Source organism: Acinetobacter sp. VT 511, from assembly GCF_001077515.1.
Classification (GTDB): Bacteria; Pseudomonadota; Gammaproteobacteria; order Pseudomonadales; family Moraxellaceae; genus Acinetobacter; species Acinetobacter schindleri.
The window spans coordinates 115,381-138,611 of record NZ_LFRE01000058.1; the positions used below are offsets into that span (position 1 = coordinate 115,381).

At 42.4% G+C, this 23,231-nt stretch carries 24 protein-coding genes and 1 other RNA gene; 7 read left to right on the forward strand and 18 right to left on the reverse strand.

Annotation, left to right across the window (positions count from 1 at the left end; genetic code table 11):
- Positions 1–96 precede the first annotated feature (96 nt).
- On the forward strand, positions 97–1,266 hold the full coding sequence (locus ACS72_RS06890) for a cupin domain-containing protein (protein ID WP_048881670.1): 1,170 nt from the start codon (positions 97–99) through the stop codon (positions 1,264–1,266).
- Positions 1,267–1,345: 79 nt separating this feature from the next.
- Here the strand turns inward: ACS72_RS06890 and ACS72_RS06895 are convergent, their stop codons facing one another.
- The 3 genes from ACS72_RS06895 to ACS72_RS06905 all read right to left on the reverse strand — a co-directional run bounded on the left by ACS72_RS06895 (position 1,346) and on the right by ACS72_RS06905 (position 3,413).
- On the reverse strand, positions 1,346–2,125 hold the full coding sequence (locus ACS72_RS06895) for a glutathione S-transferase N-terminal domain-containing protein (RefSeq protein ID WP_048881671.1): 780 nt from the start codon (positions 2,123–2,125) through the stop codon (positions 1,346–1,348).
- Positions 2,126–2,226: 101 nt separating this feature from the next.
- Entirely contained in the window at positions 2,227–2,736 is a 510-nt protein-coding gene (rraA, locus tag ACS72_RS06900; protein WP_048881709.1) for a ribonuclease E activity regulator RraA, read from the reverse strand.
- Positions 2,737–2,747: 11 nt separating this feature from the next.
- Complete coding sequence (locus ACS72_RS06905; protein ID WP_048881672.1) at positions 2,748–3,413, reverse strand: NAD-dependent epimerase/dehydratase family protein; 666 nt, start codon at positions 3,411–3,413, stop codon at positions 2,748–2,750.
- 214 nt (positions 3,414–3,627) lie between these two features.
- Here ACS72_RS06905 and rpsT point away from each other — a divergent pair, with 214 nt between their 5' ends.
- Complete coding sequence (rpsT, locus tag ACS72_RS06910; protein WP_004786139.1) at positions 3,628–3,897, forward strand: 30S ribosomal protein S20; 270 nt, start codon at positions 3,628–3,630, stop codon at positions 3,895–3,897.
- A gap of 494 nt (positions 3,898–4,391) precedes the next feature.
- On the opposite strand, the gene ACS72_RS06915 is transcribed toward rpsT, so the two are convergent.
- Positions 4,392–5,141, reverse strand: a complete 750-nt coding sequence (locus ACS72_RS06915) for a histidine phosphatase family protein (protein WP_048881673.1) — start codon at positions 5,139–5,141, stop codon at positions 4,392–4,394.
- A 60-nt stretch (positions 5,142–5,201) separates the two neighbouring features.
- Positions 5,202–6,053: a 3'(2'),5'-bisphosphate nucleotidase CysQ gene (locus tag ACS72_RS06920; protein ID WP_004894426.1), complete on the reverse strand. Its 852-nt coding sequence runs from the start codon at positions 6,051–6,053 to the stop codon at positions 5,202–5,204.
- Positions 6,054–6,065: 12 nt separating this feature from the next.
- On the opposite strand from ACS72_RS06920, the gene ACS72_RS06925 reads away from it, so the two are divergent.
- The 4 genes from ACS72_RS06925 to ACS72_RS06940 all read left to right on the forward strand — a co-directional run bounded on the left by ACS72_RS06925 (position 6,066) and on the right by ACS72_RS06940 (position 9,070).
- Entirely contained in the window at positions 6,066–6,752 is a 687-nt protein-coding gene (locus tag ACS72_RS06925) for an HAD-IA family hydrolase (RefSeq protein WP_004812672.1), read from the forward strand.
- A complete protein-coding gene (locus ACS72_RS06930; RefSeq protein ID WP_048881674.1) occupies positions 6,745–7,185 on the forward strand; it encodes an RNA-binding S4 domain-containing protein in 441 nt (146 codons plus the stop codon). Before ACS72_RS06925 ends, ACS72_RS06930 begins: the two co-directional genes overlap by 8 nt.
- Before the next feature lie 146 nt (positions 7,186–7,331).
- Positions 7,332–8,375: a recombinase RecA gene (recA, locus tag ACS72_RS06935; protein WP_005221756.1), complete on the forward strand. Its 1,044-nt coding sequence runs from the start codon at positions 7,332–7,334 to the stop codon at positions 8,373–8,375.
- Between the two features lie 77 nt (positions 8,376–8,452).
- The gene (locus tag ACS72_RS06940) at positions 8,453–9,070 is read left to right on the forward strand and encodes a regulatory protein RecX (RefSeq protein ID WP_048881675.1); all 618 of its coding nucleotides are present in this window, start codon (positions 8,453–8,455) and stop codon (positions 9,068–9,070) included.
- Positions 9,071–9,281: 211 nt separating this feature from the next.
- On the opposite strand, the gene ffs is transcribed toward ACS72_RS06940, so the two are convergent.
- An RNA gene (gene ffs, locus ACS72_RS17360) (signal recognition particle sRNA small type) lies at positions 9,282–9,378 on the reverse strand.
- 293 nt (positions 9,379–9,671) lie between these two features.
- On the opposite strand from ffs, the gene ACS72_RS06945 reads away from it, so the two are divergent.
- Positions 9,672–10,493 carry a YbgF trimerization domain-containing protein gene (locus tag ACS72_RS06945; protein WP_005221754.1) on the forward strand — a complete coding sequence of 274 codons (822 nt, stop codon included), beginning with the start codon at positions 9,672–9,674 and terminating at the stop codon, positions 10,491–10,493.
- 56 nt (positions 10,494–10,549) lie between these two features.
- Here ACS72_RS06945 and lpxA read toward each other — a convergent pair whose 3' ends face one another.
- The 12 genes from lpxA to rimO all read right to left on the reverse strand — a co-directional run bounded on the left by lpxA (position 10,550) and on the right by rimO (position 22,929).
- On the reverse strand, positions 10,550–11,338 hold the full coding sequence (gene lpxA / locus ACS72_RS06950) for an acyl-ACP--UDP-N-acetylglucosamine O-acyltransferase (protein WP_004894416.1): 789 nt from the start codon (positions 11,336–11,338) through the stop codon (positions 10,550–10,552).
- The gene (fabZ, locus tag ACS72_RS06955) at positions 11,335–11,820 is read right to left on the reverse strand and encodes a 3-hydroxyacyl-ACP dehydratase FabZ (RefSeq protein WP_026056779.1); all 486 of its coding nucleotides are present in this window, start codon (positions 11,818–11,820) and stop codon (positions 11,335–11,337) included. The genes lpxA and fabZ overlap by 4 nt, the downstream gene beginning before the upstream one ends.
- A 5-nt stretch (positions 11,821–11,825) precedes the next feature.
- Positions 11,826–12,896: a UDP-3-O-(3-hydroxymyristoyl)glucosamine N-acyltransferase gene (gene lpxD, locus ACS72_RS06960; protein ID WP_048881676.1), complete on the reverse strand. Its 1,071-nt coding sequence runs from the start codon at positions 12,894–12,896 to the stop codon at positions 11,826–11,828.
- 3 nt (positions 12,897–12,899) lie between these two features.
- Complete coding sequence (locus ACS72_RS06965) at positions 12,900–13,397, reverse strand: OmpH family outer membrane protein (protein WP_004812658.1); 498 nt, start codon at positions 13,395–13,397, stop codon at positions 12,900–12,902.
- Positions 13,398–13,486: 89 nt separating this feature from the next.
- The gene (bamA, locus tag ACS72_RS06970; RefSeq protein ID WP_048881677.1) at positions 13,487–16,000 is read right to left on the reverse strand and encodes an outer membrane protein assembly factor BamA; all 2,514 of its coding nucleotides are present in this window, start codon (positions 15,998–16,000) and stop codon (positions 13,487–13,489) included.
- 40 nt (positions 16,001–16,040) lie between these two features.
- Entirely contained in the window at positions 16,041–17,396 is a 1,356-nt protein-coding gene (gene rseP / locus ACS72_RS06975; protein ID WP_008305280.1) for an RIP metalloprotease RseP, read from the reverse strand.
- Positions 17,397–17,399: 3 nt separating this feature from the next.
- The gene (gene ispC / locus ACS72_RS06980; RefSeq protein ID WP_008305281.1) at positions 17,400–18,596 is read right to left on the reverse strand and encodes a 1-deoxy-D-xylulose-5-phosphate reductoisomerase; all 1,197 of its coding nucleotides are present in this window, start codon (positions 18,594–18,596) and stop codon (positions 17,400–17,402) included.
- On the reverse strand, positions 18,597–19,421 hold the full coding sequence (locus ACS72_RS06985; protein ID WP_004894403.1) for a phosphatidate cytidylyltransferase: 825 nt from the start codon (positions 19,419–19,421) through the stop codon (positions 18,597–18,599).
- A gap of 3 nt (positions 19,422–19,424) precedes the next feature.
- Positions 19,425–20,177, reverse strand: a complete 753-nt coding sequence (gene uppS / locus ACS72_RS06990) for a polyprenyl diphosphate synthase (RefSeq protein ID WP_008305282.1) — start codon at positions 20,175–20,177, stop codon at positions 19,425–19,427.
- Positions 20,178–20,184: 7 nt separating this feature from the next.
- Complete coding sequence (gene frr, locus ACS72_RS06995; RefSeq protein WP_048881678.1) at positions 20,185–20,739, reverse strand: ribosome recycling factor; 555 nt, start codon at positions 20,737–20,739, stop codon at positions 20,185–20,187.
- 77 nt (positions 20,740–20,816) lie between these two features.
- The gene (gene pyrH, locus ACS72_RS07000; protein WP_004812647.1) at positions 20,817–21,545 is read right to left on the reverse strand and encodes a UMP kinase; all 729 of its coding nucleotides are present in this window, start codon (positions 21,543–21,545) and stop codon (positions 20,817–20,819) included.
- Between the two features lie 40 nt (positions 21,546–21,585).
- Complete coding sequence (gene rimO, locus ACS72_RS07005) at positions 21,586–22,929, reverse strand: 30S ribosomal protein S12 methylthiotransferase RimO (RefSeq protein WP_048881679.1); 1,344 nt, start codon at positions 22,927–22,929, stop codon at positions 21,586–21,588.
- Between the last annotated feature and the right edge of the window lie 302 nt (positions 22,930–23,231).

Here is a 23,231-nt window from a genome sequence, read left to right on the forward strand (position 1 = left end):
TCCTGGTATTTATAAAAGCTCTATTTCTCACCATCTCGCTTGCACCATTCAATAACTCAAGGGACAATAAGCAAAATTTATCTTGTAGTTAATCCTATGTCCCAACCTTTAGATGTATTAGGCGGAATTACCGCTGAACAATTCCTTGCTGAATACTGGCAGAAAAAACCTCTCCTAGTACGTAATGCCATGCCTGAAATTGCTGGCCTGCTTGAACCTGATGATGTCATGGAGCTGGCTCTGGATGAAAACGTCACTGCACGCTTGATCAAGCAAAAAGACCGCGACCCGAACCAATGGTCAGTGAAATCTTCACCTTTACTAAAAGCTGATTTCCAGAAAATGCCTAAATTATGGACACTCCTTGTTCAGGCAGTAGATCATTATTCCTTTGATTTATCGGAACTCTGGAAAAAATTTCCATTCATTCCACAATGGCGCCGTGATGACATCATGGTGTCATATGCGCCTCAGGGTGGTTCTGTAGGCAAGCATTTCGACTTCTATGATGTCTTCCTTGTACAAGGTTATGGTCATCGTCGCTGGCAATTAGGTCAGATGTGTAATGCAGAGACTGAGTTTGTTCCGGGTCAGCCATTAAAATTACTTCCAGAAATAGATGTAAACTTTGATGAAGTTCTTGCTCCAGGCGACTTACTGTATGTTCCACCTGGGCTTTCACACTACGGCGTAGCTGAAGATGACTGTTTAACTTTCTCTTTTGGTTTCCGTATGCCAAATATCAGTGACATGATGGACCGTGTTGGGGACAAGTTTGCTGAAAATGAAGTTTTACGTAATCCCCTAACTGATATCATTCGTGATCAAATCAGTGCTGCCGGTGAAGTCGCAGCTAATGAGCTTGAATATCTAAAAAGTAAAATCATGGAGCAGTTGCATAATTCCAATGTACTTGAAGATGCCATCATGAGCCTGATGTCTGAACCTAAATATCCAGAAAATATTCCAGAAGCAGAAGAAATTGGTACTGGCGACCTGGAAGAAGCATTAGACCAAGGCTATAGCATTATGCTCGAGCCTGCATCACGCCTGCTTTATACTGAAGAAGATGGTGAAATACTATTCTGGGGCAATGGTGAAGGTTTATGTGTCTCAGAAGCTTTTACAGAAAAACTCAAGCTGATCGCCAATGGTGAGTCTGTGATGCTCAATCTGGACTTTGCTGATGAAGATATGCTGGAAGACCTGGCAGATCTACTCAATGAATCCATCCTGATGCTGGTTCCGCCTGCTGAAGAAGAATAAGAAACAAAAAAAGAGGGTCATTTGATCCTCTTTTTTGTTGGTGACTCAGGAAATTCTTTAATTAAAAAATTTACGAAAATTAAGCGCCATACTGACCTTTTAGATATTTCACAATATCTTTAGATTCGAACATTTTTACATTGGTATTCGGATCGACCAGATAAGGCACCTGGATATTGTTCCCCATCATGGTGAACAGCTGTTCGCGTTTACCGCCTGGCAAGGGCTCATATTTTCCTGGCTTTAGGCGTAGCTTGGCTGGGCCATAATCTTGCCAGCGTTCTTTCGCCACATTGTGGTAGATATAAGGAATTTCCAGCTCAGACAATACACCACGGACTATACGGGTATACGGGCTGGCTTCAAACCCCCACAGCTCCAGAAGCTGTTCAGGTGCAGGTTTATTTTTCTTTAATGGTTTTGCCATACCACCGCGTAAACCGTTGACCATCGTACCGGCAATTGCAGCCACCGGCACCTTTGGATAATTTGAATATTTCGCCGGAGTCTTACCAGTTTTGCCATAATGCTTAAACAGGTGGTGAATGATATCCTGAGATTCGTAAAGCTTATCTCCCGTATTTTCATCTACTAAAAATGGGAACTGGAGTTTGCCTCCCTGCTGTTTTACTTCAGGACGGAAGCGTTTACCGCCTCGTGGGCATGGATACACTTCATAATCAAGGTTGAGTAAAGTCATCACTTCACGGACACGGCGACAGAATGGCGAGCCTTCGTACTCATAAAGCTTTAAGGGTTTTTCAGGCTGGCTTGGAAATGGCGTTCCGGAAACTCCTCGTCCACCTTCCAGAAATGCGGATGCCAATGCCTGTACTACTTTAATCTGATGGCCTAACATATCGTCTGTCCTCTTTATTGTTTTAAAGCCGTGAAAACAGCAATCTAAACTGCCTGACTTTCACGGTATAGCTGATTTTTGTATGTTTTCAATAAACAGGATTAGTCCACCAGTTTTTCTTTAGACAGCACGATCCCGTTATTGTCCGCATAAACGTATTCACCTGATTGAAAAGTCACGCCGCCAAAGTACAGTGCAACATCGACTTCCCCAATACCTTTGCGGTTGCTCTTTTGAGGAATCGAAGCTAAGGCATGCACACCAAGATCCAGTTCGGCAATCGCATCCACATCACGTACACAACCGTAAATAATTACACCATTCCAGTGATTCTTTACTGCTGATTCAGCAATCAGGTCACCCATCAGTGCACAGCGCATCGAAGCACCACCATCCACCACCAGGACTTTGCCTGCACCATCAGTTGCCAGTAATTCTTTGACACGAGAATTATCTTCAAAGCACTTTACTGTGACAATCTGGCCACCAAAGCTTTTACGTGCACCATAGCTTTTAAAAAACTTGCCATCCAGGCATGGGGTGACTACCTGCAGGTCTTTATCTGGATTATCATCAAGCAGGTCACAAGTTACAAATGGTACGCTGGACACGATTTTTACCCTCATTTCATTTTTTGTATGGCTAAATTATCATAAATTTCAAATTTCACAGTCTGATTCAGGGCTGCATATACCATAGTATGAGCCACCTGCTCGGCTGTCACTGGCTTGTATTTAAAAGAATCCGGTACCAAATGCGAAAACTTGCTATAGATTTTCTGTGCAGCATCTTCCAGTAAACGTTGATGACCACGTTCACCTATTAATAAAGATGGCCGGATCAGACTGATTCGTTCCAGCGTTAAGGTCTGGATATAATCTTCCAGCTCGCCTTTGACCCGATTATAGAAAAACCAGGATTCAGCATTCGCCCCCATGGCACTAATCAGCAGATAATGCGCATCCGTCTGTTGAACCAGCTCGGCAAAATGGGCGTTGATGGTATAGTCCACATTATAAAAAGCATCTTTGGAACCTGCCTGCTTTAAAGTTGTACCTAGACAGCTGAAAGCATGGGTATGTCCGCTGACATCCTGATCATTCAACATCAGAAAATCCTCAAAGACCAGTTGTTTGACTTTGGGCCATTGCTCAAACTCTGGCTGGTGCTTGCGTACCACGACACTGATACGCTTGCAGCTTGGCTCATTAACCAGCTGTTGTACCAAGCTCTTACCCACAAGACCCGTGGCACCAATGATGATTGGATATGTTATGGTTTTAGTCATTTTTTGTACGATCTCCCTGCCTGAATACTAATCTAACGTTTTCTTTAGAATTTTTCTGCAACTAAAATGTTGTCAAAGCATGTCAAGACTTGACTTAAGCCCTCAGTTTCCTCAAAATATGGCACTTGTTTACGGGCTGGTGATAGTTCTTCTGATGTTGGTTTTCAGTTGAGTTTCAGCCCGCCCAGACCAATCTATTTCAAGGAGTGCACGAGTGGCAAACTCTGCTCAAGCTAAAAAACGTGCTCGTCAAAACGTTAAAGCACGCAAACACAACGCAAGCTTGCGTTCTATGGTTCGTACCTATCTTAAACGTACAGTAGCTGCTATTGCTGCTGGCGACTATGCTGTTGCTACTGAAGCTTACAAAAAAGCTGTTCCAGTAATCGACCGTATGGCTGACAAAGGTATCATCCATAAAAACAAAGCAGCTCGTCATAAGAGCCGTTTGAACGCGCAAGTTAAAGCATTAGCTTCTAACTAATCGCAAATGAAAAAAGCCCTTTTAGGGCTTTTTTTGTGCCCAAAATTTAGTAAATCAACAAAATGATCTATTCAATAAAAAGACAATTTTTGAATAAATAAACTTTACAAGATTATTTCCACTCAATTCTTCTTCCTTATTTCCCAATATTTTTAAAATATTCTTTAAAACTTATGGAAATCCTATTTCGCACCAAAAATAAGATTGATAAAAGTAAGAACGGGAATATCAGCCAGTTTAATATTTGAATTATTGATCCTTATCCATAGAATGTGGCGTGGTGGTCTTGTCCTGCTCTGGCGAATCCGTATCACGTTTCTGACAGGCGGTTAGACCCACTATAATAACCAAACTTAAAATTGTGATGGTTTTCATTGTTTTTCCCATACTTGAATATCTGTTTAGATATCAGCATAGTGATTTTTGATGATTATTCTATTTCACTTTCATAAGACAAATGTAAAAAGCTCAACCATCATGATTGAGCTTTTAACTTATTTCCTAGTGTGTAATTCCGCATTCTGAAACTGGGAAATATCCAGTTCATGTACCTTACCGCGCCAGATCCATTTCAGTTTAGACTCCTCAAACACATCGCCTTCAAACCAGACAAACAAACCTTCCATCATTTTCGGCCAGTCTTCCCGGCTAACTTCCTGATGACCTGACATGACTGCAATCATGGCTGCCAAAATCGTGTCATGACTTACTGCCAGACTGAGTCCATACGGCGTTTTTGGATGCGTGTTATAGATTAACTCCAGGACATCGACCACACCATGAATCGGATGCTTCATGCCCGGCAAGGCGTTATTCACAAAACTATTAATAAAACCTAATGCACCCTGTTTCTTGAAATATGGCCCAGCCTTCTGAATATCCAGTACAAAACTGCCAGGCTCAACCAGTAAACCTTGTTCGATAATTTCAATGTTATGGGTATGCGATGCCTTATTGGTTGCATCTGCACCTTCAATCATAAGAGCTGCAGTATCGACACAACGCTGAATAGGACTAGAAATACAATGCTGAATATGACGATCAGTTTGATTGACCAGATAAGCCCCCCACTCCTGCGCCAGATCACGCCCCTGTGATGTTAATTGCAAGTCATAGCCTGCCAGGCCCTGACCGGCCACCTCTTCACGCAAGGAATGACGCGTAAACAGAGTCACAGGTGTCTTCGTATCAGGCAATAAATCTATTGCACTGAGCATGCTCGGTGGAAGCAGTTTTAATGCCACAATCTTGCCAACTGGTCTATCAACGGAATCAGCTTCACTATAACATGAACGTTACACAGCTCAATCACTACCTTGCATATCAGCCAGCGCTTTAAAGGCCAATATCTTCATCTCTTTGGTCTTATAAGCAATAAAACCACTATTTAATAAGGTCTCGCGCTGGTTATAGCTAAATGGCCGCCCCTTAAAATCTACTAAACCGCCGCCAATACGTTCCAGCAGACATTGACCGGCACTGGTATCCCATTCACAGGTCGGATGGAAGCGCGGATAAATATCCACCTGATCTTCCAGAATCATGCAAAATTTATAAGCACTGCCAGCTTTAAACTCCTCAAACTCAGTAAATTTAGCCAGACTTTCCAGATAAGCCGCATATTTAGGCTTTTTTTGGCTACTTTGACTTAGACCAATATGCACCGTGTCTTGTTGAGATGCTGGAAAATATTCATGCCAGCAATCTTGCTGAATGTCATATTTTAGCGGCATACCTTGTTCTGGACAGAAATAGATAAGCTGTTGTGCCGGAATTGCAAGAATGGCAAAAGTCGTCAGATTGTCTTTGACCAGGCTCAGATTAATAGTGAATTCGGGTCGTTGATGCAGAAATTCCTTGGTGCCATCCAGAGGATCGAGCAGCCAGAATGCAGACCATGCCTGACGGTCCTCCTGTTTACCTTCTTCAGAAAGTAACGGTAAATCAGAAATTTCAGCGAGGACCTGAGTCAGAAAAGTATTGACGCGGTAATCGGCTTGCGTCACAGGCGAATCATCCTTTTTCCTTTCAATGTCAAAAGCAGCACCGGAACAATATTGCTGATATTCTTCTCGCAAAATTTCACAAGCCTGTGTCAAAATGGGCACAAACTGCAAAATCATCGGATCTTGTGGTGCTGTTGTTGCTTTAAACATAGAAAACCTTATATGCCGAATTGCTCAGAAAAACCGCCCATTATTTTTGATATGGACGGGACCCTACTTGATCTTGCCTATGACGATTTCATCTGGAATGACCTGCTTCCTGTCCGCTATGCTGAAACGCACCATTGCAGCCTGGAGCAAAGTCGAACAACGCTTTATGCATTCTATCAAGAACATAATCATACCCTAAACTGGTACTCATCGCGCTTCTGGACAGCTAAAGTCGAAGTGGATGTTCTGGCGATGCAAATCGAGCATAAATCCAAAGTCGCATTAAGACCACAGGCACTGGAGTTACTGGATTATCTAAAGGCAAATGGCTACCCGATCTGGCTGGCCACCAATGCCGACTGTGCCGGACTCAGCTTCAAATTGGAACATCTGCAACTCAAAGATTATTTTGACGTGATTGTCAGCTCTGAAACCATCGGGCATGCCAAGGAGTTTGTTGAATTCTGGCAAGGTCTAAACGCCCTGCATCCTTTTGATCCTGAACAAGTCTATTTTATTGATGATACGGAAAAAGTATTGAATGGTGCCAAAGCCTATGGCATTCAGAATCTGTTCAGTATTAAACAGCCCTCCTCCAGCAAAGTTTCTCGCGAGACTTGCAATTACCCGATGCTGCACCAATTAACAGATTTAATCACATATTTAAATCAGGCTGAGGTTAACAAGCAATATGCGTAAATCGTCTTTACCCGAAGATGCGGTAGGCATGCGTATAGATAAATGGCTGTGGGCGGCACGTTTTTTCAAAACGCGCTCCATTGCCAAGAATGCCATTGAAGGCGGCAAGGTGCATATTGACGGCGAACGTGTCAAAGTCTCCCGTGAAGTCCGGATCGGCATGGAAATCACGGTCCAACAAGGCATTGACAAGAAAACTGTTGTTGTCAAAGAACTATCTGATGTCCGTGGCCCTGCTCCAGTTGCGCAAACACTTTATGAAGAAACTGAAGTCAGTATTGCCCGACGGGAATTGATTGCATCACAAAGAAAGTTGCATAATCTTGCTCGTCCGGATCACCGACCAAGTAAAAAAGATCGCCGTGACATCAGCAAATTTAGAGACGAAAATAGTCAGCTATTTGACCAGCATTGGTCATATAATGATGATTAAATTCAAGCGTCAGCGTATGTCGTACATGCGCTGAATTTTATAGAATATCAGGGAACTTTCTGTCACTATTATACCTGTGGAACAAAGCTCTAATTTAAGACATCCACTTGAGTACTAATTTAGTGACATCGTATTGAGGTTGTAAGATGGATGAGAATAAAAACAAGGCGCTGAATGCTGCCTTAAGCCAGATTGAAAAACAGTTTGGCAAAAACACAGTAATGCGTCTTGGTGACAATACCGTTCAAGCAGTTGAAGCTGTATCTACAGGTTCTTTAACGCTTGATATCGCGCTCGGTATTGGCGGTTTACCAAAAGGCCGTATTGTCGAGATCTATGGTCCTGAATCTTCAGGTAAAACCACCATGACATTACAAGCGATTGCAGAATGTCAAAAAGCTGGTGGTACTTGTGCATTCATCGATGCTGAACATGCGCTTGATCCTCAATATGCACGTAAATTGGGTGTAGATATCGACAACCTGCTGGTATCTCAACCCGACCATGGCGAACAGGCACTTGAAATTGCCGACATGCTGGTACGTTCAGGCGCGATTGACCTGATCGTTGTCGACTCTGTAGCTGCCCTGACCCCTCGTGCTGAAATTGAAGGCGAAATGGGTGACTCACACATGGGTCTGCAAGCACGTTTGATGAGCCAGGCACTGCGTAAAATCACTGGTAATGCCAAGCGTTCAAACTGTATGGTGATCTTCATTAACCAGATCCGTATGAAAATTGGTGTGATGTTTGGTAGTCCGGAAACTACTACTGGTGGTAATGCACTGAAATTCTATGCTTCTGTACGTCTGGATATCCGACGTATTGGTCAGGTAAAAGAAGGCGACGAAATCGTTGGTTCTGAAACTAAAGTTAAAGTTGTGAAGAACAAAATGGCGCCTCCATTTAAGGAAGCTCTATTCCAAATTCTGTATGGTAAAGGTGTAAACCATCTCGGTGAATTGATTGACCTTGCAGTACAGCAGGAAATCGTACAGAAAGCCGGTGCCTGGTACTCTTATCAAGGTGACAAGATTGGCCAAGGCAAGAACAACACTATTCGTTATCTGGAAGAGAACAAAGCACTTGCAGATACCATTGAAAAACTGATTCGTGAGCAGCTTTTGACGACAGGCAATGTGGTTGAAGATAAAGACGAAGAAGAACCAGCAGACTTTCTGGATGCATAATCCTTAAACGTCTTACAGAGCGCCCTACGGGGCGTTTTTGTTATTATGGACAGGTAATATAATGAATTGGATTCACTATGTCTGATGCAAAGTTCACTAAGCTCCTGGATTATGAAACCATCAAGCAACAGTTTGGCGATGCTCATGATTCGTCCAAGCCAGCAACTCCATCCCAAGCTGATGCCCTGCCCGAGTTTGATCCTGAAGAATGCTTATTTGATAACAAGCAGGAAGATAAAACGAAACCGGGCTTAACCGGCTCCCGTTTGCGCTCCTACGCCTTTGCAGTACTGACCCGTAAGGAATATGCCAAAGCGGAACTGATCGAGAAACTGTGTTTATATGCAGAAAATCGTGATGAAGTACTAGAGCTTGTTGATGAGCTTTCCCGTGAGAATTATCAAAGTGACCAGCGTGTTGCAGAAACTTTGCTTTCCAGCCAAAAGCGCAAAGGTAAAGGCCCGAATCAGATTAAAATGAAGCTGAAAAGCAAGAAGATTGATACAGCTTTAATTATAGATGAACTGAAAGAAACCGATTGGGTTCAGCAAGCTTATGAACTGAAGCTCAAGAAATACGGCCTTGAAGTTACAAAAGATCCCAAAATCAAAGCCAAGCAGATTCGTTTTCTCATGTACCGGGGTTTTGAAATAGATGCCATTATGAAAGCGATTAACCGTAAAGCAGAAGATTGATTACTTTTTCTAAAGGCCTCAATGACTAAAAGTCTTGAATATTGAATTTTAAATAGTGTGGTGAACAAGCTTAAAGAGGAAATAAAACAACCATGAGCTGAGACATTAAAATAATAAGATATACAATTTGAGCTTATGAATAAAAGATTTGATTTGAGAATAGAAAATTCAAATTGGTATTGTTTTTATTATATTAAAAATATGGTGGCAACCCTACCAGCAAAGCTTCGGCACATCGCAGTTCTACTACCGTTGCTACCTTCCGGTCCTGGCGGGGTTCGCAGAGTGCAATTGCGAAGTAACCGGCAGGGCTACCATTGCAAGAACAGAGTATAGAGATTTTTAATGAACTTGCAAGCGAGAATACCAAAAAATCTGGTACAAGCTATCCATTTGATTATTTTAAAAACAATGTAGGATTAATTCAGGATTTTCTGTAAATCCGAGATACAAATTCCTGCCCGGAAAACCCCTTCAACTTTGTAAAAGCATGTTGCAATTCCCGGCAATGCCGTTTTAAATGTGTGGCATATACATTGAATAATTTATTTGATTGACCACCTTAAACGTTGGTTCATTCAAAACAACATGGATAAAATAGATGATGTTTAAAAAACATGTCTTATGCGCGTTCAGCATGCTCTGTACCACTTCGCTCTTTGCTGCAGTTCCAATTGAATCTCGAGGCTTAAGCCAGGGTGGTAACAGTACAGCACCTACCAACACCCTGCCTGCGATTTCCTCAGGAGTAGATACCCCGGTACAGACCAATATGAGCTGGCAATTGCTGCAAAAAAATCAGCAACTGGAAAGTGATATTCGTGGCTTGCGCGGCAAGATTGAAGAACAGGACAACGAAATCCAGTCGCTAAAAAGTGAACTGGCTAACCGCTATGCCGATCTCGATCAACGTCTTGAGTTATTACAGCAAAAGATTGATCCTGAACAAGGCACTGGGGAGGATAATCAACAGGATACTGCACCCAGCTCAGGAGCAGGCAACAGCAAGTTAAGCCAAGCTCAGACATCAACAGCTTCGAGCTCTTCTGCTCAACCCTCCGAGTTAGAAAAAGCCGCATATACAGTAGCCCTGGATGCCTACAAGAATGGCGGTGCCACAAAAGCGATTGCACCGATGCAGAATTTCATTAAGAATAATCCAAACAGCGTGTATATCAGCAATGCCTATTTCTGGTTAGCAGAGTTTAATCTGTCGATTGATCCACCGAATTTTACTGAAGCGAAGCGAAATTATGCCATTGTGGCAGACCGCTATCCAAATTCGGCAAAAGCTGCCCGTGCTTTGTATCAATTATATAATGTCAGCAGTGAAGTAGAGAAAAACAAGACCTTGGCTGCACAATATAAATCTCGCTTGTTGAAAAATTATCCGCAGTCTGAAGAAGCTAAATTCTTTAAATAAAAAGATTCAGAAATAAAAAAGACACCTGAAAAGGTGTCTTTTTTATGAATAGCCTATTAACGCACAATACCACGTTTAGACTGCTCCAAAGAATCAAGCAAGCGCTGTGCTTCAGCCACTTCTGGCAGAATCTCTGCACGAATTTTTTCAATTGCTTCTTGTGTGGTTAAACCTGATTTATAGATCAGTTTAAATGCCTCACGTAGGCCATTGATTACATTTTTCGACCAACCCTTACGACGCATCCCTTCCACATTCATTGCAAATGCATGCGCAGGATTGCCGGAAACCATTACATAAGCAGGCACATCTTTAAGAATCAGTGATGCACCACCGATCATGCTATAAGAATCAATCTTACAGAACTGATGGATACCTGAGTTACCCCCAATCACCACATAATCACCCACATGGACGTGACCAGCTACACCAACATTATTTGCAAAGATATTGTGATCGCCCACCATACAGTCATGTGCAATATGCGTATTTACCATCAGCAGGTTATGACTGCCGATTTTGGTAATGCTATTGTCCTGAACAGTACCACGGTGCAGACTGCAATGTTCGCGAATCTTGTTATGATCACCAATCTCAAGCCAGGTTTCTTCACCTGCATATTTCAGGTCCTGACAAACTTCTCCCACACTCGCAAACTGGAAAATCTCATTGTGTTCGCCAATGCGTGTGTACCCACCCACAACGACGTGTGAATGAAGTTTGGTACCTGCACCAATAGTGACATTTGGCCCAATAATACAGTAAGGACCAATTTGAACATCTGAAGCAATTACTGCAGATGAGTCAATAATGGCAGTTGGATGAATAAGGGAGTTATTGCTCATGCCTGCTCGACTTTCTGATGCGAAACCATAATTTCCGCGGTTGTTGCGACTACGCCATCTACTGTGGCTATACAATTATATTTGTAAATGCCACGTTTTTGCATCACTAATTCAGCTTTTAATACCAATTGGTCGCCTGCAACCACTTGTTTTTTAAATCTAACCTTCTCAGCACCAGCAAAAAGGAACAAAGAGCCCTCTGTTGGAGTCTCATTGTTCATGACGAAACCAAGAATACCTGCTACCTGTGCCAATGCTTCTACAATTAGCACACCTGGCATGATTGGGTAATTAGGAAAATGGCCCTGTAAAAACTCTTCATTAATTGAAACGTTTTTATAACCCACGATGCCATTATCAGTAATATCTACCACGCGATCCACAAGCAGGAATGGATAGCGATGAGGCAAATACTCACGAATCTTTTGAATGGTCATTGGCAATTCAGGCTTCGTGAATGTAGGCAAATTCGATTCTGTCATCATAATTATTTACGCAACTTAAATGTTGATTCAATGGACTCAATTTGAGACTGCATATGATCAAGGCGTTTCATTACCTGGGTCAATGGCACATCTGCTAATTGTCTAATGCGAACCACTGTGCGCTTCCACTTCTGATTTTCAAACAATCCGATACCTGAAGAATATTTTCCAGCTTCAGAAATATTATTTGTCACCATTGACATTCCGGTCAAAGTCACATTATCCGCAATATTCAGGTGTCCTGAAATCGCTGTAGCCCCACCAATGATACAGTTTTTGCCAATACTGGTACTGCCTGCAATCGCTGTTTTTGCTGCAATGGCAGTGTTGGCACCAATTTTAACGTTATGAGCGACTTGCACAAGGTTATCAATAATGACGCCATTTTCCAGAATTGTGTCATCCAGAGCACCACGATCAATACTGCAATTAGAACCAATACGGACATCATGACCAATACGTACCGACCCTAATTGTGCAATGCGGTGCCATTTACCTTGATAAGGCGCAAAACCAAAACCTTCACTGCCAATGACGCTGTTGGCATGGATACGTACCCGGTCACCAATTTTTGTTGTACCGGTCAAGGTCACATGAGCATCAATAAAACAGTCTTTACCAATTTCTACCTGGTTATCCATCTGCACATGGGACTGAATGACCGTATTTGATCCAACTACACAATTTTCACCGATCACCACATAGTGACCAATATAGGCGTCATCTGCAATTACAGCCGAAGGATGAACCTGTGCCGTACTTTCTATACCACGTTGAGTCTGCTTTTGCTCAAATACATGAGTCAGCATTGCAAAAGCAAGATAAGGATTTGCCACGACAATAAAGTTCTGATGTGAACTTAGCTGTGTTTTAAGCTCAGCTGTCACAATCAGAGCACCTGCCTGGCTTTGAGCTGCCTGTTCCAGATATTTATCAGCAGTAACAAACGCCAGATCCTGTACTGTTGCATGCTCAAGACTTGCCAAGCCTCTTAACTGCAAATCGGACTGACCTATACACTCACCTTGCACCAGACGAGCGAGGTCAGCTAATTGAAGCTGTTGATGATTCATTGATTATTTAATTGCATTAACCTTTTGAATCATTTTATCAGTTAAATCATACTTAGGGTCATAGGCAAGCGCGCTATTTTTATTCAAAACCACATCCAGCTTGTTTTCTTGGCGTAATTGTTCAGCGACTTGCTTCACACGTGCATCAAATACAGTACGAACCTGCTGAATAGAGCTTTGCGCGCTAGTCTGTATAGCTTGCTGTAATTGACCTAACTCTTTAAATTTTGCCTGATATTGTTCTTCGAGCTTTTTCTTATCTGCCGCACTCATTTTAGGGTTTGCCTGGGCACGTTGCTGAATGGCTTCCAATTCCTTATTTAGCTGCTCAATTTTGGCGGTTTGTGGTTTGATAGTCTGCTGGAATGACGTATTTTGCTGTTTTAGATATGTGCTATTTTCCACCAAACGTTCCAGATCAATTACTCCAACACCAGCTGCCTGTACCGTTGAAGTTAAAGTTGCCGTAGCGATACCTATCGCCATCATCATTTTTTTCATCTGTATTTCTCTATCTATAAAAATGGCCTTACAAATAGTAATTTCTTACTATTCACAAGGCCAAATAATATTAACTTTGGTTAATTAAATTAGAAGGTACGACCAATTTCGAATTGAATACTCTTGGTATCATCACCTTTTTTATCATTCAACGGATATGCATAACTTAATGATAATGGTCCGATCATAGTAATCCAGGTAAAGCCGGCACCTACGCTATAACGCATGTTATCTAGTTCAAAACCGAAGTTGTCTTTACAGTACTGTTTAGCATCTACACCTGGATCACTTGAACCACCAGTTAAGTACAAATTACCTCTTGGCACATCACATTGAGTATCAAAGACCTGTGCACCTTCAGCAAATAGCACTGGACGCACCTGACGTGCCCAATCTCCTTTAAATGGAACTGGAAGCACCAATTCTGTACCAAACTGAACTAAAGCATTACCGCCTACTTCTTCAGGATCATAATCGCGAGTACGTGATTCGTTATATGTAACACCTGGGTATTTAGGACCCAAAGTACTATTTTCATAACCACGGACTGAACCAAAACCACCCGCATAGAAGTTTTTATAGAATGGAAGATCATTACCATAACCGAGCTTACCATAGCCACGAACTACAAAATTCTTGCCTAACGGGAAGTAAGCTTGCGCATCATAGGTCAGCTTTTGATATTCCACATCACTACCTGGCAAGGCAATTTCACCATTAATACGATGTGAGAAACCAGTTGTAGGGAAGATTGGGCGGTTTAAGGTATTATATGACCAGCCTAAATTAAGATTATAGGTCAGGAAATCCCCTTTAAACTCATCAGGGAAAGACTCCCAACCTTGATCATTCGTACCACAGGTTCTATCAGTTGCATTCCATAGTCCATCTGGACAATATCTTCCTGGGTTACCGGTTTCCTTACCACCATTTGCTAATAAATAGTCACGTACATAGGTAGAAACGTATGGACCAGTCGTAACATCGGTCTGATCAATATTCAGACCAAAACTAATACTCTGGTTCTCATCGATTGGATAACCAAAGTTAATCCCACCACCAAAACTATCTGTTACATAGTTGTTGACGTTATAGTCATCATCCAGTTTGGTTTTACGGTAGTAGAGATTATAACCACGACGTACCCCATCAATAGTAAAGTATGGATCGGTTACACTCAGGTTATAGTAATCTTGAGTTTCAGAGCGTGATAGATCTACCGATACACTATTCCCTGTACCTAGGAAGTTGGTTTGACTTAAACCAGCCTGGAAGGTAACACCACCACTTTGCGAGAAACCAACTGCCAAGGTACTTGTCCCGGAATGTTGCTCTTCAACCGCAACATTTAAATCAATCTGATCCGGTGAACCAGGAATACGCGCCGGTTTAATATCAACAGATTTAAAGAAACCAGTACGTTCCAGACGGACCTTAGACAGGTCAATTTTTTCGTTACTAGCCAGTGCGCTTTCCATCTGACGCATTTCACGACGCAATACTTCATCCGCAGTTTTGTTATTACCAGTAAAATTAATGCGACGCACAGTCACCTGCTGACCTGGGTTGATGTAATAATTTAAGTCAACCAGTTTAGTATCTTTATTAATTTCTGGAACAACATTTACTTCAGCGAAATAATAGCCAGCATTACCATATTTACGCAGTAATAACTGTTTAACCGCATTCACTTTTTCCTGTGAATAAATTTCGCCATCTTTGTATAGTTGTAAAACTTTGAGTTCATCTGCTGAATAAAGCGCATCACCCAGGAATTTGGTCTCACCAAACTTGAATTGCTCACCTTCATCTACCGATACTTCAATAAAGACATTTTTCTTATCTTCACTCAGGTTCAGACTTGAGTTATTGATATTGAAGTTGATATAACCACGGTTCAGGTACATGGCACGCAAAGCTTCAAGGCTTGCTGCCATTTTCTCACGTGCATAACGGTCATTACGGGAAATAATCGAATTCCAAGAGCTTTCCTTGATTGCAAAAGCCTGCTTGATCTCATCTTCTTTAAAGACCGTATTGCCAATAATATTAATGTCAAAAACTTTTGCAGCCTTACCTTCCACAAATTCAATCAGAAGATCGACACGGTTATTTGGCTTCGGCGTAGTCTTTACTGTAATGTCTGCATCATAACGACCTTGCTGCATATATTGCTGTTCAAGCTCGGTTTCTACAGTTTGCAGAGCAGATTTTTTTAGAACCTCACCTTCAGCAAGACCCATTTTTTTCAAACCTTCTTCCAAAGCTTCCTTCGGAATCAGCTTGTTACCTTTTAGTTCGATCTTGGAAATAACCGGGCGTTCAACCACCTGGAATACTAGCGTATTTCCAGCTTGAGTTGCCTTGATATCATCAAACAAGCCTGAGGCATACAGACTCCGGATCGCATTGGCAATAATCGGATCATTGACACGATCACCACTATTGATTGGCACCAGGCCATACACATTTTCGGGAGTGAGACGAACCAGTCCGTCAAATTTTATATCTTGTACTACGAATTCATCTGCTGCATATACTTGTTGTGCAACTGCCATAGCACTAACGAGTGCCAAAGGCATAAATAAATGTGTGTGCTGCATGCCAGTCTTTTCCGCTTGTTAATTTATTCCATCTACGTTGTTATAAACGCATAAAATCATTAAATAGTGCAAGTAGCATCATACTACCCAGCAATACCATACCAATTTTTAAGCCAACCAATTGTATTTGTTCAGAAACAGGTTTACCACGTAATAATTCAATAAAATAGTAAACCAGATGTCCGCCATCAAGCATTGGAATTGGCAGTAAATTTAATATCCCTAAACTTACACTCATTAGCGCCATAAAGGAAATAAAAGTTTGCCATCCCATTTCCGCACTTTGACCTGCCACTTTGGCAATCGTAATTGGACCAGATAAATTATCCAGACCAATCAGACCACGAACCATCTTCACAATCGAGTTCAGAATCATCGAAGACAGTTGTGTCGTTTTGTCAAAAGCCATGACCAGTGCTTCAGTCGGACTATATTGAATTGTCTGTTTATATTCTGCCGGGATGGTGATTTTGCCTGGGTCACTTTGTACACCCAGCATACCCGTCACTTTACCCATATTGTCACGTTTCGCCTGTGGCATCACCTGTAAATGCACCACCTGGTTATTACGTAACACAACTATTTTTAATAATTTTTCTGGTGATGCCTGGACAACCTGTACCACATCAAACCAGTTTTTCATCGCCACACCATCAATGGCAATGATCTTGTCACCTTCCTTCATGCCTTGGCGGATTGCAGCGCCATCGTCACTGAGCTTAGATACCACTGCGGGAATTTCTGGACGATACGGTATAAAACCTAAAGTATCCAGTGGAGACTGTGACTGATCTTTCAGAAAACTCTGAATCGGCAATTGGAAACTTTTTATCTGTCCATCACGTTCAGCCTGAATCGTAATCAGCCCGGTTTCACCAACACGATCAACCAAGGCATAATTCAGCTTTTCCCAGGTTGCGACTTCGGTGCCATCCACTGCGGTAATTTTGTCGCCTTGCTGCATTTGTACAGCAGCGGCAGGTGTATTAGGCAGAACTTGACCTACACGGGTATTTAACTGCTCTTGTGCAGGTAAAAATAAAATCCAGAATAGAATCACTGCAAAGAAAAGATTAATTAAAGGACCAGCCGCAACAATCGCGATACGCTTCCATGGATGTTGACGGTTAAATGCTTTCGGCAGATCCTCTTCAGGTACATTACCTTCACGTTCATCGAGCATTTTGACATAGCCGCCAAATGGCAAAGCAGAAAGCTGATACTGGATACCAGATTTTTTTGAAGTCCATTTGATTAGCGTTGGACCAAATCCAATCGAATAAACTAAAACCTTTACGCCAAGTTTTCGAGCTACAAAGTAATGTCCAAATTCATGGATCGCAATCAGGGGACCTAATAACAGAATTGCAGCTGCGATAATAAACAAGGCGTTCATGGCTTAACTTCCTTTATTCACAACGAATTGACGGGCGATATCACGCGCCTGCCGATCAGCCTGAAGAATCACTTCCAGCTGACCTGCTGTCTGATTGTCCATCGAATTCAGCGTATGTTCAACTATCTGAGGTATTTGAGTGAAAGTAATTTTTTCATGCAAAAATGCTGCCACGGCAATTTCATTGGCTGCATTCAGAATAGCAGGCGCAATCCCGCCTTGCTGCATTGCCTGGCGTGCCAGTTTTAATGCAGGAAAACGCTGGGTATCCGGTTGCTGGAAATTCAGTTGTGAATGTACAAATAAATCTAATGGCGCGACATGCGTACTGATCCGCTCTGGCCATGCCAAGGCATGTGCAATCGGGGTACACATATCTGGATTACCCATTTGCGCCAAAGTTGAACCATCTACATATTGAACCATGGAGTGAATAATACTCTGTGGATGCACGACAACTGTAACAAATTGTTCTTTTACTGCAAATAAATGACAGGCTTCAATCAGTTCCAAACCTTTATTCATCAAGGTTGCAGAATCTACTGAAATTTTCTGACCCATCGACCAGTTCGGATGCTTGCAGGCTTGTGCTGGTGTGACCGTCTGCAGCTGCTCGAAAGTATGATTTAAAAATGGACCACCAGAGGCAGTTAACAGAATCTGCTGTACACCCAGTTTTGGCTGACCGTTACGCTCAGCATCGAAGTAATTCGCCGGCAAACACTGGAAAATTGCATTGTGCTCTGAGTCCACAGGTAGCAATAAAGCCCCATGATCACGAGCAGCCTGCATCATAATATCACCAGACATCACCAAAGCTTCTTTATTAGCCAGCAGGACGCGTTTTCCCGCTTTGACCGCAGCCAATGTCGGTAAAAGGCCAGCTGCACCAACAATCGCCGCCATGACTACATCTACTTCTGGATGTTCAGCAACTGCAATCAAGCCTGCTTCATCTGGTAAAATTTCTATTTCGAATAACTGTTGCTGTTTCAGCAATTGTGCCAGTTCATCTACTTTAAAGGCTGGCACCACAGCGATTTTTGGTCGAAACTGCTTACAGATCTCGACCAGTTCAGCAATACGGCTTTGTGCAGTCACAGCATATACGCTGTAAGCTTCAGGATGTCGCTGCAGGATTTTTAAAGTACTTTGCCCAATAGAACCTGTAGCACCCAGTATACAAACAGCTTGTGACATTTATAAATCTACGCCAATTAGTTTTAAGACATACATGCCTGCAGCAAAAATCGGTGCTGCAGCAAGGAGAGAATCAATACGGTCCAATACACCACCATGTCCTGGCAGAATACGTCCCGAATCTTTAATACCAGCACGACGTTTGATCATCGATTCAAACAGGTCGCCAAGCACAGAACTAAAGACTGTTAATACTGATAAAATCAGGAATAAAAGCAGTTCGGGAATACTGATATCGAGATAAAGTAATGTGACTGTAATGACAATCAACATGGATGTGACGATTCCACCATACAACCCTTCAACCGATTTGTTTGGACTAACTTTCGGTGCGAGCTTTTTATTGCCGAACTTGCGTCCAATAAAATAGGCACCACTGTCTGCCCCCCAAACCAGCAAAAACAGATACATTAACCACCAAGGTGAATGCTGCCAGACTGAATAGATTGCAGTGACCGCCGCCGAGATCAGGATCACGCCAATGCCATTTAAAGTAACATTGTACCAGCCATCATATTCAGGATAGGATTTAACCCAATAGATGCTGAGGATCCAGGTCAAAATCGATGCCGCCCAAAGCAGCATGGAGATGTCTGAAAAATAGAGTGCAAGTGCTGAAAGAACTGCTGTGAGTAAGCCATAACCCCAAGCAAACGGCTTAATTACTTTTTTCCCCTGACGTGGCATGAGTTTAAACCACTCATAACCTGCCACGCCTGCAGCAACGACCATCAACACAAACATTGGGTAATATGCAGTAGTGGCAAACATACAACTGAGTACAACAGCCACCAAAACCAATGCGGTTATAATCCGCTCTAACATGTATTAATTCTCAAGTTTCTCTTGCTGAATCTGTTCTGATGTCTTACCAAACCGACGTTCACGTCCACCAAATACGGCAAACGCGTCATCTAATTCTTCCGTGGTAAATTCTGGCCATAAGGTTTCAGTAAAATACAATTCCGCATAAGCTGCCTGCCAGAGCAGGAAGTTTGACAAGCGAAAATCCCCACCGGTACGGATTAACAGATCCACAGGTGGTAAATCACTAAGACTTACATATTGACCAAAAACATCAGCATTAATTGCATCAAGTTCTAATTTATTTGTTAAAACATCCGCAGCAATTCGCTTCGCAGCCTGCGCCATATCCCACATACCACCATAACTAATGGCAATAGTGAGCGTCATGCTATCGAACTTAGCAGTCCTTTCCTCAGCATGCAACATTAAAGCTTGCAGCTCTGAAGATAAACGGTTGCAATCACCGATAAAGCGTAAGGCAATATTGAATTTTTCCATGCGCGGTAACTGTTCATGGATGGTGTCTTCGAGCAATCGCATGAGCAGATCCACTTCATACTGCGGACGATTCCAGTTTTCACTCGAAAACGCAAATACAGTTAAAGCCTGGATTTTTCTTTTTCTACAGTGTTCTACAATCGGGTCAAGAACGCTTTTACCTTCACGGTGTCCTTCACCTTTTTGCATCTGATTTTTTTTGGCAAAACGATTGTTGCCATCCATGATGATGGCAACATGTTTTGGAAGACGGGAACTCTCTTCAGAAACGGTCATTGATGAATTAGACCTTCATCAATTCAGCTTCTTTTGCAGCCAAACGTTTGTCAACTTCAGCAACATATTTATCAGTAATTTTCTGGATTTCGTCAGAAGCACGACGCTCTTCATCTTCAGAAATTTCTTTTTCTTTCAATAAAGCTTTGATATCGCCCAAAACATCACGACGAATGTTACGAATCGCAACTTTAGCGTTTTCAGCTTCGTTACGCGCAACTTTCTGCATGTCACGGCGAGTTTCTTCAGTTAACGCAGCCATTGGTACACGAATTGCGTCAGCAGTAATCGGGTTAAGCCCTAAATCTGATTCACGAATGGCTTTATCAATTGCAGCAACCATTGAACGTTCAAATGGTTGAACCAGCAAGGTACGTGAATCTTCAATACCTACGTTTGCAACCTGGTTCAATGGCACGTCAGAGCCATAGTAAGGAACCATAACACCGTTCAGAATCGATGGATGTGCACGTCCAGTACGAACTTTGGCAAAACCATGCTCCAACGAGTCAAGTGACTTGTTCATACGGTCTTCTGCGTCTTTTTTAAGATCGTTAATCATATGATCTTCCTTACTTAATTCTAAAAAATGTAAAAGCTAAATTTTGACTAGTATAAAGTGCTTCAAGGTTCACGTCATCAATTGGTAACGTGAGTACCCTCTTTTTCACCCATCACAACGGACAATAAAGCACCAGACTTGTTCATATCGAAAACTTGTAGCGGTACGTTATGATCACGGCATAGGCAGATCGCCGTTAAATCCATCACACCCAGTTTTTCATCAAGCACTTGGTCAAAGGTTAAGGTTTCGTATTTAACAGCATCTTCAAATTTGCTTGGATCTTTATTATAGACACCATCAACCTTAGTTGCTTTCAGAATCAGGTCCGCTTCAATTTCAATGCCACGCAAGCAAGCTGCTGTATCAGTGGTAAAGAACGGGTTACCTGTCCCCGCAACAAATACGCAGACTTCACCACGCGTCAGGTGACGAATCGCATCACGGCTTGAGTAAGATTCTACAACGGTGCCAATTGGCAATGCTGAAAGTAAACGTGTCTTGATGTTACGGCGTACCAGCGCATCACGTAATGCCAGACCGTTCATCACGGTTGCCAGCATACCCATCTGGTCACCGGTTACACGACCAACCAGACCATCTTTCTGCAACTGGCTACCACGGTACAAGTTACCACCACCGACAACAATACCGACCTGTACACCCAATCCAACCAGGTGTGCAATCGCTAAAGACATCTGGTCAAGGATTGGTGCATCAATACCCATATCCTTGTTGCCGGCAAGCGCTTCACCTGAAAGTTTCAGCAAAATACGGCCAAAACGCGGCTTTTTAGAATCCAACATCATCAAACTCCAAATTATTTCATTTAATTTTATCTAAGTATTAGGCTGATTTAATCGAAATCAGTTTTGCAAACAGGTCATATTCGTCCGCATCGGTAATTTCGACTTCAAGCAAAGCACCTGTCTTAATCAGGCTCTTGTCGATATCTTCAACAAATACATTCCCATCAATCTCTGGTGCATCGGCATAAGAACGTGCTACAGCAACCGGGAATTCCTCTTCCAGATCATCGACTAGCACTGTCATTTTCTGACCGATACGCTTTTGCAGCTTGGCTGCTGAGATCGCTTGCTGCACCTGCATGAAACGTTCATAACGTTCTTGCTTGATTTCTTCCGGCACGTGATCTGGCAGATCATTCGCTGCTGCACCTTCAACTGCTGAATAAGTGAAACAACCCACACGATCCAGCTGAGCTTCCTGCAACCAGTCCAACAACATTTGGAAGTCTTCTTCGGTTTCACCCGGGAAGCCCACTACAAATGTCGAACGCAGCACCAATTCAGGACATTTTTCACGCCATACTTTCAAACGTTCTAATGTATTTTCACTGTGCGCAGGACGCTTCATCAGCTTTAATACTTTAGGACTGGCATGCTGGAATGGAATATCCAGGTATGGCAGGATTTTGCCTTGTGCCATCAGATCAATCACCGCATCCACATGTGGATATGGGTAGACATAGTGCAGACGCACCCAGATGCCTAACTGCCCCAGCGCTTCACACATATCATAGAATTTGGTCTTAACTGGCTGACCATTCCAGAAGTCAAGTTTGTACTTGGTATCCACGCCGTAAGCAGAAGTATCCTGGGAGATGACGAGTACTTCTTTTACGCCAGCACGTTTTAGCGCTGCAGCTTCTTCAAGCACAGAACCGACTGGACGCGATACCAGATCACCACGCATGCTTGGGATAATGCAGAAAGTACAACGGTGGTTACAGCCTTCTGAAATTTTCAAGTACGCATAGTGTTTTGGAGTAAGGCGAATGCCTTGCTCAGGAACCAGATCAATAAATGGATTATGTTTTGGCGGTTCAGGGACATATTGATGAACCGCATCCATTACTTCTTCATAAGCCGCAGCACCAGTCACTTTCAGGACATTCGGATGCATTCGGCGAATCTTGTCTTCGTCTTTACCTAGACAGCCCGTCACAATCACGCGACCATTCGCGCTCATCGCTTCACCGATGGCGTCTAGAGACTCTTGTACTGCAGATTCAATAAAACCACAGGTGTTTACTACTACTAAATCAGCACCGTCATAATCCGATGCGACATCATAACCTTCAGTCTTCAACTGAGTTAAAATTCGTTCAGAATCTACCAATGCCTTAGGACAACCTAAAGAAACAAAACCGACTTTGGGGGACTTCATGAATCTGCGCTCCACTAGAATGCGCGTATTGTATGTCTTTTCGAAACATAAAAACAGTTGAAATGGAGACTGATTACATCAAGCACCAAAATAAAGCCATAAAATATTCAATATAATTACACATGCACCAAAATTGAACATTTATGATTTACATGCTGATTTTTATCAGCTATACCATTAACAAATCATGCATCTTCATGACCCCCACTTCCATTTCATTGCAATAATTTAAGGATTATTTAAAAAGTTGGCGTGCATTTTGCTTAATGTGCATCAAATGAGAACTTAAGACTTTAAATTTT

Coding starts and splice junctions, on each gene's coding strand:
- ACS72_RS06890 (WP_048881670.1), top strand. CDS start 97: ATGTCCCAACCTTTAGATGTATTAGGCGGAATTACCGCTGAACAATTC.
- ACS72_RS06895 (WP_048881671.1), bottom strand. CDS start 2,125: ATGTTAGGCCATCAGATTAAAGTAGTACAGGCATTGGCATCCGCATTT.
- ACS72_RS06905 (WP_048881672.1), bottom strand. CDS start 3,413: ATGACTAAAACCATAACATATCCAATCATCATTGGTGCCACGGGTCTT.
- ACS72_RS06920 (WP_004894426.1), bottom strand. CDS start 6,053: ATGTTTAAAGCAACAACAGCACCACAAGATCCGATGATTTTGCAGTTT.
- ACS72_RS06925 (WP_004812672.1), top strand. CDS start 6,066: ATGCCGAATTGCTCAGAAAAACCGCCCATTATTTTTGATATGGACGGG.
- ACS72_RS06930 (WP_048881674.1), top strand. CDS start 6,745: ATGCGTAAATCGTCTTTACCCGAAGATGCGGTAGGCATGCGTATAGAT.
- recA (WP_005221756.1), top strand. CDS start 7,332: ATGGATGAGAATAAAAACAAGGCGCTGAATGCTGCCTTAAGCCAGATT.
- ACS72_RS06940 (WP_048881675.1), top strand. CDS start 8,453: ATGTCTGATGCAAAGTTCACTAAGCTCCTGGATTATGAAACCATCAAG.
- ACS72_RS06945 (WP_005221754.1), top strand. CDS start 9,672: ATGATGTTTAAAAAACATGTCTTATGCGCGTTCAGCATGCTCTGTACC.
- lpxA (WP_004894416.1), bottom strand. CDS start 11,338: ATGAGCAATAACTCCCTTATTCATCCAACTGCCATTATTGACTCATCT.
- fabZ (WP_026056779.1), bottom strand. CDS start 11,820: ATGACAGAATCGAATTTGCCTACATTCACGAAGCCTGAATTGCCAATG.
- lpxD (WP_048881676.1), bottom strand. CDS start 12,896: ATGAATCATCAACAGCTTCAATTAGCTGACCTCGCTCGTCTGGTGCAA.
- ACS72_RS06965 (WP_004812658.1), bottom strand. CDS start 13,397: ATGAAAAAAATGATGATGGCGATAGGTATCGCTACGGCAACTTTAACT.
- bamA (WP_048881677.1), bottom strand. CDS start 16,000: ATGCAGCACACACATTTATTTATGCCTTTGGCACTCGTTAGTGCTATG.
- rseP (WP_008305280.1), bottom strand. CDS start 17,396: ATGAACGCCTTGTTTATTATCGCAGCTGCAATTCTGTTATTAGGTCCC.
- ispC (WP_008305281.1), bottom strand. CDS start 18,596: ATGTCACAAGCTGTTTGTATACTGGGTGCTACAGGTTCTATTGGGCAA.
- ACS72_RS06985 (WP_004894403.1), bottom strand. CDS start 19,421: ATGTTAGAGCGGATTATAACCGCATTGGTTTTGGTGGCTGTTGTACTC.
- uppS (WP_008305282.1), bottom strand. CDS start 20,177: ATGACCGTTTCTGAAGAGAGTTCCCGTCTTCCAAAACATGTTGCCATC.
- frr (WP_048881678.1), bottom strand. CDS start 20,739: ATGATTAACGATCTTAAAAAAGACGCAGAAGACCGTATGAACAAGTCA.
- pyrH (WP_004812647.1), bottom strand. CDS start 21,545: ATGTTGGATTCTAAAAAGCCGCGTTTTGGCCGTATTTTGCTGAAACTT.
- rimO (WP_048881679.1), bottom strand. CDS start 22,929: ATGAAGTCCCCCAAAGTCGGTTTTGTTTCTTTAGGTTGTCCTAAGGCA.